This window comes from Staphylococcus agnetis (assembly GCF_002901865.1).
Classification (GTDB): domain Bacteria; phylum Bacillota; class Bacilli; order Staphylococcales; family Staphylococcaceae; genus Staphylococcus; species Staphylococcus agnetis.
In genome coordinates this window covers 43,974-56,063 of the sequence record NZ_PPQF01000026.1, presented here as the reverse complement: position 1 = coordinate 56,063, position 12,090 = coordinate 43,974, and the positions used below count along the sequence as shown (strand labels likewise).

Genomic DNA, 12,090 nt, shown 5'->3' with positions numbered 1-12,090 from the left:
CTCTTATAGCTAATGTTATTAAAGTATTCTTACTAACTTATATAGGAGTCAAAGACTGTGATACCTATACAAGTAACGAAGTACAATAAAAAGATAAATTATATAAAGAAGCAACATTAGATTTTTAATTTCGTCACACCCCTTTGTATAATATCCCCCTTTTAAGTTGTAATTGAAAGCATTATTGATATTAAGAGAGTCTTTGTAAGTTATTTTTATAAATAAATTCGATTTGAGGTTATGCTATGAACATCTTATTTCTAACAATGGTTAAAATTAATTCGAAAAGCGAAGAGGGAATTTATCAAGATTTTATTAATGAAATCTCTAGAAGAGGGAATAATGTTTTTGTAGTTACACCTATTGAAAGCCGAGAAAATAGGGAAACGTATTTAGTAGATGAAGATAATGTGAAAATATTACGTGTGAAAACAGGTAACGTAACTAAAACATCAAAGTTAAAAAAAGGAATTAACCAACTCAAGCTTCAGTCTCAATTTAATAAAGCAATTAAAGATTTTTATAAAGACATTTCATTTGACTTAATAGTATATTCGACACCTCCAATTACATTTTCTAAATTGATTACAAAGCTTAAGAAAGATTATAATGCAATAACCTATTTAATGTTAAAAGACATTTTTCCGCAAAATGCCGTTGACATACAAATGATAAAGAATAATAGCATATTATATAAATTCTTCCGAAAAAAAGAGTTAAATACTTATAAGGTTTCTGATTTAATAGGGGTTATGTCAAAGGAAAACAAAAATTATATCATCAAACATAGTAATGTTAAACCCGAAAAAATTCATATATTTAGGAATTCTATTTATGAAATGAATTTAAGTTCAAGCAACCGGAGTGTATTAATAAAATATGGTATCGATATTAATAAAAAAATCTTAATTTATGGTGGTAATATAGGAGAACCACAAGGGTATAAAAACATAATAGCATTTATAAAAAGATTTAATGAAGTAAAAAATGCTAACTTGATTATCATTGGTAGTGGGACTAGATTTAATGATGTCAAAGCTGCAGCAAAAAATATTAAGGATGTTTTTGTTTTAGATCAATTGCCTAAAAGAGAGTATGATGCATTGTTAAACCATAGTGACATTGGCATGATATTTTTAGATGAGAGATTTACAATACCTAATTATCCGTCACGCCTCACAAGTTATCTTTCCTTAGGTAAACCGGTTATAGCAAGTGTTGATGACTGTACTGATATTTCTTCAGAAATCAAAAATAATAATGTAGGTTTTTCAAGTAATTCTAAAAATACTGATTTACTTATAGATAATATCAATAAATTAACGTCTGACATGGATTTATATGAAAATTTATCAGGAAATGCTAAATCATTTTTCAATCGGGATTTTAAAATTGAAGATAATGTCGATAGAATGATTAATGAGATACGGAGGTATAAAAATGAAAAGATGCTTTGATTTGATTATAGCCTCATTAATATTTATTTACTCTTTGCCTATATATATTTTAACAAGTTTATTAATAAGAATCTTTATCGGTAAAGGTGTACTATTTAAACAAGAAAGACCTGGTAAAGACGGTTTTCCTTTTAAGCTTTATAAATTTCGTACCATGACAAATGCTAAAGATGCTACAGGTGAACTATTACCAGACCATCAAAGAATGACTAAAATAGGTTCTATGATTAGAAATACAAGTATTGATGAATTGCCTCAATTAGTGAATGTTATAAAAGGAGATTTAAGTCTAGTGGGACCTAGACCATTGTTAATGGATTATCTTCCTTTATATAATGATGAACAACGTAAAAGACATAATGTTAAACCAGGAATAACTGGTTGGGCTCAAATAAATGGACGCAATACGATAACATGGGATCAAAAATTTAAATTAGATGTTTGGTATGTTGAAAATCAATCATTTAAATTAGATTTGTATATTCTATATAAAACTTTCTTAAAAGTATTACAAAAGAAAGACATTTCCGCTAAAGATCACGTCACAGTAGAAAAATTTAGAGGTAATAATTAATGAAAAAACTCGTACTAATAGGAAATGGTGGTCATGCAAAAGTTATTAGAGATATTGTTTCATTAAGTGAAGAATATCAATTAGCCGGTTACCTTGATGGTAAGATAAATGAGTATTTTGTAAAAGACAATATTTTTTTTGACTCTTTAAACAACATTCACAAATATAGAAATAACTATTATTTTTGTATAGCTATAGGAAACAATTATGTACGTGAAAAAATTTATTTAAATAGCGACATTCCTATTAATCAATATGCTACGTTAATTCATCCTTCAGCAATTATAAGCTCAAGTGTGAAAATTGGATTTGGAACTGTAGTAATGGCAAATGTGGTAATTAATGCAGATGCAACAATAGGTGATCATGCTATTATTAACACAGGTGCAATAGTAGAACATGATAATATTTTATCTAATTATGTACATATTTCGCCAAATGCCACCTTAACTGGAGGTGTAATTGTTGGTAAGAGTGTACATATAGGTGCAAAAGCAGTAGTAAATCCTTTAAAAGAGGTAGGTGACAATTCTATAGTGGGTTCAGGTGCTACGGTTGTAACAAATGTAGAAGCTTGTACCACTGTGATTGGTACACCAGCTAAACCAAAGGAGTGATAGTTATGGAGAATGAAAGAATATTTTTATCGAGACCACATATGGGTGGGAGAGAAAAATATTATATTGATAGAGCATTCGAACAGAATTGGATAGCTCCGCTAGGTGAAAATGTGAATGAATTTGAAAAATCCGTTAAATCTTACATCAATGTACCCAACGCATTAGCTTTAAGTAGTGGGACTGCAGCTATCCATCTAGCCTTAATTGAAAGTGGTGTAGAAGAAGGTGATGTGGTATTTTGTTCATCATTAACATTTTGTGCGACTACCAATCCAGTTTTATATCTAAAAGCTGAGCCTGTATTAATAGATTCTGATTTAGAAACATGGAATATGTCACCTGTAGCATTAGAAAAAGCATTTGAAAAGTATTCAGAGAAAGGTATAATTCCAAAAGCAGTTATAGTTGTAAATCTTTATGGTCAAATGGCGAAAATTGATGAAATTCAATCGATATGTGAAAAATATGGTGTTAGATTAATTGAGGATGCTGCGGAATCATTGGGAGCAAGCTTTAATAATCAAATGAGTGGCACTTTTGGTGATTACGGAATATTTTCATTTAATGGTAATAAGATTATCACTACAAGTGGTGGCGGGATGCTTGTATCAAATCGGCACAATTTAGATCATGCTTTATTTTTATCTACTCAAGCTAGGGATAAAGCTTTACACTACCAACATAGCGAGTTGGGATATAATTATAGGTTGAGTAATATTTCGGCAGGCATTGGTCGAGGTCAAATGGAAGTTTTAAATCAAAGAGTTAAAAGACGAAGAGAGATTTATCAAAAATATAATGAGGCTTTCTCTGAAATTGAAGGTTTTTCATTTCAGCCAGAGCTCTCTAATACTATAGGAAATCGATGGTTAACCGCTTTAACCGTTGATCCTCATCAAACAGGAATTACAGTCAATGAAATTATGGAAAAACTATTGACTGAAAATATTGAAGCAAGGCCTGTTTGGAAACCAATGCATTTACAACCATTATATAAACAATACGATTATATATATGATTCAAACGATAATGCTAAAAATTTATTTGAGAATGGTATATGCCTACCATCTGGTTCGGATATGAGTGAAGACCAACAGCAACGTGTCATTTCCATAATTAAAAACTTATTGAGTAACTAATCTACAGTGTTATGCAAGCAACATTAAATCAATAAATAATGAAGAGTACTAGAAATCGGTCACGCTTTCTAGTGCTTTTTTTATGAGTTGCAATTCTAATTGAAATCCATTATCATTTATAAAGCATAATGATTACGATTTAAAATGAGGTGTTTTGATGTCCAAATGGATAATCATAGGTGGCGGTGTTCAAGCCACAACAATTGCAATTCATTTAAAAACATTAGGTTTATCTAATGAAAATTTAAATATTATCGATCCACATCGTACACTGATGGCGCAATTTGAAGTGCAAACGAAGCGCATCGGTATGGAATATTTGCGTTCACCCATTGTGCACCATTGTCATCCAGCGCCATTTGATCTAAAACGCTTTGCGCGAGATGAAGACTATGCCCAACCTTTTAAAGGGCGTCATCAAAGGCCGCGCTTAGATATGTTTTTCGATCATACTCAACATTGGATAACACATTACAATCTAGAAGCGTGTCATATTCAAGATACTGCTATAGATATAAAACGAGAGAATGGTATATGGCATGTACGCTTACAAAAAGGTGAATGGGTCACTGGAGACCACGTGATTTTAGCGATGGGCACGCATCATCATCCTTTTGTACCAGACATATTTAAAAATAAGCCTCACGTTACACATATTCATGATAGAGAAACAGCGCCTTATTATCATGCGTCACATGTTGTAGGAAGTGGTATCTCCGCGGGCCATTTAACATTAAAACTTATTCAAGATAATCCAAACCAAGTGATACATTTATGGATGAAAAAAGACTTTGAAATGTTCGATTTTGATGCAGATCCCGCTTGGTTGGGGCCTAAGAAAATGCGTGGATTCCAACAAGAAACTGATTTATCTGAACGTATTAAAATAAATAAATATGAACGACATAAAGGGTCGATGCCAAGAGATATGATTATGGCGTTAAAACACTTTCAACAAGAAGGCCGTCTGATCATACATCAAAACCCAATACAACGCTGTGATGAACATCATATTGTAACAGAGTCTGAAAGAATTAAATATGATCATATTTTACTTGCGACAGGCTTTAAATATGATGTGATGGAACAACCTTTAATGAAACAACTTTGTCATATGCATGAAGCAGAATGTATAGAAGGCTTTCCAAAAACGAATTTTCAATTGGAATGGTTGCCACAATTGTACGTTGCTGGAATGATGGCAGATTTAGAACTGGGTCCATTTGCACGTAATATTATGGGAGGACGTCAGGCTGCATTACGTATTGGTGAAGCGTTTCAACAACTGAATCATATCGCAAGCTAACCTTTGAAAGCACAAAGTATTTTAGATAAACTTTAATCATAAATCAGTACAAAGGGGGTTTGCATAATGATACGTTGTGTGTGTTTAGTGGATCGACAAGGTGATGCATTGAGACTTGTCGAAGTGCGTCATCGTGATAAAATGTATTTTCCAGGAGGGAAGATTGATCCTGGAGAAACTTTAGAAGCGGCACTTATAAGAGAAGTGAAAGAAGAATTGCAATTAGAGTTAACTGAAAACGATATTGAGTATATTGGGTCTGTTACGGGGCCTGCTTATCCACAACCGAATGAAACCACGGAATTACATGGCTTCCGAACAATATTTCCAATTGATTGGGCAGAAATTCAAATTGCGTCTGAAATTACGCACATCGATTGGGTGGATATGAATGATCATACACGCATCGCGCCAGCAGTGTTAAAATGGATTGAACAGTATGAAATATAAAGACACGCCCAATGTAGCCTAGGGCGTGTCTATTATTTTTTGATTTGTTCTACATGAGTTAAATTAGGATAAAATCCCCACTTAGGTAAGTAAAAACCTATCGTATCCACTTTGATTTGTTGACCTTCTTTAATTTGGTTTTGAATATCACGACTATCAAATTTTTGACGTAATAATATATCACCATTTTCAATTTTAATGATTTGATCCCCTTGTTTTACCTCTATATAGTATGTTTTACCTGTGGTCACACTATGATTTTCTGCATATTTTTGAACCACTTTTCCTTCATACGTATGGCGATTCAATTCCGGTATAAAAGTACCTAATCCTACAAACAAGATTATCAATATGAATCCACATATAAATATGATATTCATCACACGTGATCCAAGTTTGTCCATCACTTTAAAGATGCTTTCTTTAATTTTTCTCATCATATGTGGTCGCTCCTCATCACTGTTTACCTAAAGATACTACAAATTTAAAATTAAAACTACAAAGGACTATTCAATAAAAAATAGTAATAAGGAAACATGTATGCCAAAATTTCCCCATTACTATTTACCGAGTAGAACTTATTTAGATTTTTTATATAGCATTTGAGCAATTCTTAAAAGGACGATGCCATCAATCGTGTTTGGGTCCCATCCTGTAATATCATGAATTTTTTTAATACGATAATTTAACGTATTACGATGTATAAATAAGTCATTCGCGGTTTTAACTAACTTACCATGATTGCGGAAATAGGCTTCAACCGTTTCATTTAAATATCTGTCTTCACCAAAATCTAATAACTTCTTATAATTTGTCACCAGCGACGTTTCATTACTTGGTGTGAAATAACTGATGTTATTGCAAATGGTTTCTAACTCATACTCTTTATATGTGTGTACACCATCCGTATGGCGTAACGTACGTATCAGTTTTTGAAGAGACATCGCTTCATTATAAGACTGAACAAGTCCTTGAACACCCATATTGAATGTGCCTATTGTGATCACCGTTTTTTTCAAAATATCATCTTGTTGATTTGAAATGAAGTCCTTTAATGCTTTAAGTGATGTACCTCGATGTTTATTAGATTTAAAAAGGTAAATATAATCTTGAGGTGATGTTTCAATGACATCATCAGTAGGTAATTTCCATTTATCTAAAGCGTCTCGTAAACTACGTATTTTAGATTTACTCGTTGTTTCTATATGAATTAACGCAACAGCGGTTTGTTCATTTAATCCAAGTTGGTCAATAATGCCTTTGCGATTGTAGTTTTGAATTTGACGCTCTTGATTGAATAATATATAAGACAACATTTGAGTACGTGATAATTGGTTGCTATAGGATTCAGCACGTCCTTTTTCTTGATTAATGACGAATTCTGCATTTAACTTTAATAAACGTGAATAGTCTCTAATTTCATCAGGTTGTCCGAGGATGATTACTGTACCATGAGCAGTATTATCATGTTCAAAAGGAGTAACGATACAAGGACTGTCCACATTCCAAAATTTCATATCCTCGTCTTCAATCTCAATGGGAACATTTCGATTAACGGAATGGAGCGCAGCCTTATGTGATTGTCCTAAATAATTTGGTGTTGAAGCGGCAATAACCTGACCACTTTGGTTAGTGATTAGGATATCTTTTTTAATGATAGATGCTGTTTTCTTAATCGTCTTTTGTGCCCAATATTCTTTCCTCATTTTGAACGTCCATCCCCCATCTAGTCGTAGTATCACATGTGTATGCTAAATATATTGGATTTTCACACATAAAAGCACCGTTGGTAATGTTATGCATAGAAATATATTAACATTTTAAACTTAAAACTTTGAATGATTTGCCCAAATCTATTGTGCAATTTCACAATAAACGGTAATCATTTTCTAGAATATCAATACCAATAATATCCAAAATCATACTGATTAAACATAATTTAGAGTGGATTAAACTTTTTTAAACTCACTGTAATTTTAATACAATTATACTGTACAAAGTGTAATCAAAATGTAATGTATTCGTGTACAATTTCCTCTTCATATAATGTCATCTTAATTTCGCGTGGATTACTTAAAAAGTGAGGTGAATATGTGTTTACAAATTCTATATTTCCAAACCAATTCATTCAAATCAATTATATCAATTATATCTAACATTCTATATTTTTCTCCCTCACATTCTCCCTTAAATATTTTGTATGGAACGCACTTTATACGTTCGTAAAGTTATCGTTAAAATGAGATTGAATTACTAAACGAACAAAAGACGAGATCTTCAAAATTCAATTGAGTTGTGAAGATTTTTTGATATCTATCACATAAAGTTCTAAAGGTGACGTATGTTGTCGCATTAGTTATACGATATGTAACATAAATCTATTAAAGGTCAATATAATTGACTATTTTTGTATACTCATTTATACTAGGAGCAAATAATGAGAAAAAGGTGAAGCACATGAAAAAGAAAATCAGTCAATTTATATTTGATGAAATAGAACGCCATGGCGTGGATACAATTTTTGGTGTACCAGGAGATTTTAACTTAGCATTTTTAGATGATATCGTAGCCCATCCAAAATTAGAATGGGTGGGCAATACGAATGAATTAAACGCGGCGTATGCGGCAGATGGCTATGCGCGCCTTAAAGGATTAAGTGCAATGGTAACTACATTTGGTGTTGGAGAGTTAAGTGCTGTGAATGGCATTGCTGGTTCTTATGCAGAACGTGTGCCAGTGATTGCGATTACTGGAGGACCTACAACAGTCGTTGAAAAAGCGGGTAAATACGTTCATCATTCTTTAGGTGAAGGTGTTTTTGATGTGTATCAAAAAATGTATCAACATATTACGGTTGCTCAATCCTATATAACACCTGAGAATGCGCTAACTGAAATTCCTCGCGTCATTCAAGCAGCATTGGATGAAAAGCGTCCAGTTCATATCCATCTTCCTATTGATACGGCGATGGTTGAAATTGACGTGCCTGATACAGAGCAACATTCAAAAGAAGAAACAACTGCCACTGAATGGTTAACTGTGCTTGAACAAAAATTACAGCAGGCGAAGCAACCGACACTCATTGTTGGTCACGAAATAAATAGTTTTCATTTACAAAATGAAGTTAAAGTGCTAGTGGATCAGCTCGGATTACCCGTTGCGCAATTATCTTTAGGTAAATCAGCATTTGATGAAACGCACCCAAATTATATGGGAATTTATGACGGTAGCATTGCTCATCCAGCGATAAAAGATTATGTCGATAACAGTGATTTAGTGATTACTTTAGGTGCAAAATTAACGGATTCGGCAACGGCTGGTTTTTCTTATCAATTTGCAGATGAACAGATTGTGACGTTAAACCATAAAAATATTCAAGTAGATGAAGTAACGGTTGAAACGATGGCATTACCTGAAATTGTGAGCCAAATGTCAAAACTGAATACTCATTTTGATGGAGAATATCCACAATGTGAACACCCTTCTAATTCAGAAGTTGTCGTTGACGATGCACCACTTACACAACAGCACTATTTCGAGTTAATGCAACAATTTATTAAGCCAAACGATGTGTTAATCGCTGAGCAAGGAACGTCATTTTTTGGAGCATACGATTTAGTCTTACCACAAGGTGTAACGTTTATTGGGCAACCTTTATGGGGGTCTATTGGTTATACATTCCCAGCAACATTAGGTACGCAACTTGCAGACCGTCATCGACGCAATATTTTATTAATTGGTGATGGTTCACTTCAATTAACGGTTCAAGATATGGCCACAATGTTGCGTCAAAATATTCACCCAATCATTTTTATTATCAATAATGATGGTTATACTGTGGAACGTAAAATTCATGGTGAAAATGAACCGTACAACGATATTTCAAAATGGGACTATCATTTATTGCCAACTGTATTTGGTCATAAAGAGACGCCTACGTATCAAGTTTCAACGTCTAAAGCATTAAAAGAAGTTATGGATAAAGTGAATGATCAACCACAATCTATGCATGTGATTGAAGTGTTTATGGATAAACATGATGCTCCAGAGAAATTGACGAATATTGCGAAAGCATTCGCAACTCAAAATAAATAATTGGGTGTTGACACGTCAAAACTATGTCTGTATAGTATGAATTATCAAATAACTTAAATGGATTGATAAGTAACGTTTGATGTTGTAGTGTTCAGAAAGCTAACGGGTGATGGAAGTTAGCACAACGCAATCGCGAAATTGGGCAATCTTAAGGTTGAGAGTTAAATAATGTGAAAAGTGAACATGTTTTAAACATGTTAATAAAGGTGGCACCACGTTAACGCGTCCTTTTTGAAGCGTTAATGTGGTGTTTTATATTTTGTGAGGAAAAATGAAGTAACTTTATAACTGGTAGTGTCAGAAAATGAACGGTTGATGTGAGTTCATACCTTTATGAAGTGAATTGGGTTTTTCTGTAAGCAACCAATTGCATAATGAGAGTGAGCAGTTTTTACTGCTAATTAAGGTGGTACCGCGCGTGAAGCGTCCTTTATATGGACAATCATGCGTGGTTTTTTATTTTAAAAGGAGGGATGATTCAATGATTATAAAATATCGTGTGCTTAATGCGCCGGTGAATCCAGAAACTCTTGCAAGACACCAAGATAAAAAGATCATTCTAGAAAGTGCGACGACGGACCAGACGAAAGGACGTTTTTCCATTGTTGTTTTTGACACTTATGGACACTGTGCATTAAAAGATGAAGTGTTACATATTCAGACGCCAGACCATTACCAACAAATTACAACACATCCATACGAGGCATTGAAGGCATATATTAATGACTTTAAAGCAACTATAGAGGAGGCGTCATTAAAGACGCTGCCGTTTGTATCAGGCTTTATGGGATATTGTAGTTTTGATCTTGTACGTCATGCATTTCCAATATTAAAACAACAAAAAATCACAGGAGAGACGAATGATGCGTTGTTTCATATGGTTGAATCTGTGTATGTATTTGACCATTATAAAGAACAAATTTATGTTATTGCGACAAACTTTTTCTCGAAGGTATCAGATGCCACATTGTCAAAGCGACTAGATGAGATGATGCAAGTGTTTGATCATATTGAACTCTTTGAACGTCAGTATCCACTGCCAAATCGTTATAAAGAGATAGAAACGAACATTTCGAATACATTGTTTATTGAACGTGTTGCAATGTTCAAGAATTTAATTCAACAAGGTGATATGTTTCAAGTCGTTCCGTCACGTATTTATCGTTATAAACACCACTTTGGTGCATATAAAAATGCGTTGTCCTATCAACTCTATCAACAACTGAAACGTAATAATCCAAGTCCATATATGTTTTATTACAATATGGGAGCTGATATTTTTGTTGGTAGCTCACCTGAGAGTTTCGTAAAAGTGAAGCATCAAGAAGTGATGACGAATCCGATAGCAGGCACGATTCAACGAGGTGCTAACGATATGGAAGATGCCGAAAATGCTACGAAGCTTTTACAGGATGAAAAAGAATTAAGTGAACATCGCATGTTAGTTGATTTAGGTCGGAATGATATTTTAAGAATTGCCCAGCCTGGCTCATTGCGTATCCCAAAACTGATGACGATTGAACGATACGAGCATGTGATGCATATCGTGAGTGAAGTGATTGGTACATTAAATCAAGATGCGACTCCTATGGACGTTATCACCTCATTACTGCCAACTGGAACAGTATCAGGTGCACCTAAAATTAGAGCCATTCAGCGCCTGTATGAATATTATCCCTTTAAACGAGGGGTCTATAGTGGAGGGATTGGTTATATTAATTGTGATCATGCGTTAGATTTAGCATTAACGATACGTACAATGGTTATAGATGAGACGCATGTCAATGTTGAAGCGGGTTGTGGTGTAGTATATGATTCTGTACCTGAAAAAGAACTAGAAGAGACACGTCTTAAAGCTAAAAGCCTATTGGAGGTAACGTTATGATTCTCGTTATCGATAATTATGATTCATTCACATATAACTTAGTTGATTTATTACATCCTTATGATGAAGTAAACGTCGTCTATTCTGATGATCCAACATTGTATCATTATCAACCAGATGTCGTAGTGATTTCTCCTGGACCAGGTCACCCAAACGATACGACACATTTAGCAGAAATTATTGAACACTTTAAACATTTACCAATTTTAGGCATTTGTTTAGGTGCACAGGCACTATATTGTTATTATGGTGGCACTGTGCGAGTGGGCGAAAAGGTGATGCATGGAAAAATGGATCAATTACAATTCCAAACACCATCACCTTTATATAAAAATATATCAGAATATTCAGATATTATGAGGTACCATTCACTTATTTGTGATGAAAGTACGTTACCAAAAGCGTTGCAAATTACTGGACGAACGATAGACGCGATTCAATCATTTCAACATCAATATCGATTACATGTAGGGGTCCAGTATCATCCGGAGTCGTTTGCGAGTCCAGATGTTGCGCACATCATCGCTAATTTTATCGCTATGGCGAGAAAGGAAGGGCACTAAT

The 12,090-nt window shown here is 33.8% G+C and carries 11 protein-coding genes; 9 read left to right on the top strand and 2 right to left on the bottom strand.

Annotated elements, in window-relative coordinates:
- Positions 1 to 245 precede the first annotated feature (245 nt).
- From CD172_RS05320 to CD172_RS05295, 6 genes are all read left to right on the top strand, one after another.
- Positions 246 to 1,457 (top strand): glycosyltransferase family 4 protein, encoded by a 1,212-nt coding sequence (locus tag CD172_RS05320; RefSeq protein ID WP_103345682.1) that lies wholly within the window; start codon positions 246 to 248, stop codon positions 1,455 to 1,457.
- Positions 1,441 to 2,031, top strand: a complete 591-nt coding sequence (locus tag CD172_RS05315; protein WP_103345681.1) for a sugar transferase — start codon at positions 1,441 to 1,443, stop codon at positions 2,029 to 2,031. Before CD172_RS05320 ends, CD172_RS05315 begins: the two co-directional genes overlap by 17 nt.
- A complete protein-coding gene (locus CD172_RS05310) occupies positions 2,031 to 2,648 on the top strand; it encodes an acetyltransferase (RefSeq protein ID WP_103345680.1) in 618 nt (205 codons plus the stop codon). Before CD172_RS05315 ends, CD172_RS05310 begins: the two co-directional genes overlap by 1 nt.
- 5 nt (positions 2,649 to 2,653) lie before the next feature.
- The gene (locus CD172_RS05305) at positions 2,654 to 3,790 is read left to right on the top strand and encodes a DegT/DnrJ/EryC1/StrS family aminotransferase (protein WP_103345679.1); all 1,137 of its coding nucleotides are present in this window, start codon (positions 2,654 to 2,656) and stop codon (positions 3,788 to 3,790) included.
- A gap of 157 nt (positions 3,791 to 3,947) precedes the next feature.
- A complete protein-coding gene (locus CD172_RS05300; RefSeq protein ID WP_103345678.1) occupies positions 3,948 to 5,096 on the top strand; it encodes an FAD/NAD(P)-binding protein in 1,149 nt (382 codons plus the stop codon).
- Positions 5,097 to 5,162: 66 nt separating this feature from the next.
- Entirely contained in the window at positions 5,163 to 5,546 is a 384-nt protein-coding gene (locus tag CD172_RS05295) for an NUDIX hydrolase (protein WP_037567245.1), read from the top strand.
- A gap of 32 nt (positions 5,547 to 5,578) precedes the next feature.
- Here CD172_RS05295 and CD172_RS05290 read toward each other — a convergent pair whose 3' ends face one another.
- Both CD172_RS05290 and CD172_RS05285 read right to left on the bottom strand, forming a co-directional pair.
- Positions 5,579 to 5,986, bottom strand: a complete 408-nt coding sequence (locus tag CD172_RS05290) for a hypothetical protein (RefSeq protein WP_225906106.1) — start codon at positions 5,984 to 5,986, stop codon at positions 5,579 to 5,581.
- 138 nt (positions 5,987 to 6,124) lie between these two features.
- The gene (locus CD172_RS05285; RefSeq protein WP_103345677.1) at positions 6,125 to 7,252 is read right to left on the bottom strand and encodes a PucR family transcriptional regulator; all 1,128 of its coding nucleotides are present in this window, start codon (positions 7,250 to 7,252) and stop codon (positions 6,125 to 6,127) included.
- Positions 7,253 to 8,003: 751 nt separating this feature from the next.
- On the opposite strand from CD172_RS05285, the gene CD172_RS05280 reads away from it, so the two are divergent.
- The 3 genes from CD172_RS05280 (at position 8,004) to CD172_RS05270 (ending at position 12,089) form a co-directional block, all read left to right on the top strand.
- Positions 8,004 to 9,641, top strand: a complete 1,638-nt coding sequence (locus CD172_RS05280; RefSeq protein WP_103345676.1) for an alpha-keto acid decarboxylase family protein — start codon at positions 8,004 to 8,006, stop codon at positions 9,639 to 9,641.
- Positions 9,642 to 10,122: 481 nt separating this feature from the next.
- Entirely contained in the window at positions 10,123 to 11,526 is a 1,404-nt protein-coding gene (locus CD172_RS05275) for an anthranilate synthase component I (protein WP_103345675.1), read from the top strand.
- Positions 11,523 to 12,089 carry an anthranilate synthase component II gene (locus tag CD172_RS05270; RefSeq protein WP_103345674.1) on the top strand — a complete coding sequence of 189 codons (567 nt, stop codon included), beginning with the start codon at positions 11,523 to 11,525 and terminating at the stop codon, positions 12,087 to 12,089. The genes CD172_RS05275 and CD172_RS05270 overlap by 4 nt, the downstream gene beginning before the upstream one ends.
- Position 12,090: the final 1 nt, after the last annotated feature.

Excerpts from the sequence above, each read along its gene's own strand:
- CD172_RS05275 (WP_103345675.1), top strand. The coding sequence starts at position 10,123 with ATGATTATAAAATATCGTGTGCTTAATGCGCCGGTGAATCCAGAAACT.
- CD172_RS05280 (WP_103345676.1), top strand. The coding sequence starts at position 8,004 with ATGAAAAAGAAAATCAGTCAATTTATATTTGATGAAATAGAACGCCAT.
- CD172_RS05310 (WP_103345680.1), top strand. The coding sequence starts at position 2,031 with ATGAAAAAACTCGTACTAATAGGAAATGGTGGTCATGCAAAAGTTATT.
- CD172_RS05305 (WP_103345679.1), top strand. The coding sequence starts at position 2,654 with ATGGAGAATGAAAGAATATTTTTATCGAGACCACATATGGGTGGGAGA.
- CD172_RS05290 (WP_225906106.1), bottom strand. The coding sequence starts at position 5,986 with ATGATGAGAAAAATTAAAGAAAGCATCTTTAAAGTGATGGACAAACTT.
- CD172_RS05285 (WP_103345677.1), bottom strand. The coding sequence starts at position 7,252 with ATGAGGAAAGAATATTGGGCACAAAAGACGATTAAGAAAACAGCATCT.
- CD172_RS05270 (WP_103345674.1), top strand. The coding sequence starts at position 11,523 with ATGATTCTCGTTATCGATAATTATGATTCATTCACATATAACTTAGTT.
- CD172_RS05320 (WP_103345682.1), top strand. The coding sequence starts at position 246 with ATGAACATCTTATTTCTAACAATGGTTAAAATTAATTCGAAAAGCGAA.
- CD172_RS05315 (WP_103345681.1), top strand. The coding sequence starts at position 1,441 with ATGAAAAGATGCTTTGATTTGATTATAGCCTCATTAATATTTATTTAC.
- CD172_RS05295 (WP_037567245.1), top strand. The coding sequence starts at position 5,163 with ATGATACGTTGTGTGTGTTTAGTGGATCGACAAGGTGATGCATTGAGA.
- CD172_RS05300 (WP_103345678.1), top strand. The coding sequence starts at position 3,948 with ATGTCCAAATGGATAATCATAGGTGGCGGTGTTCAAGCCACAACAATT.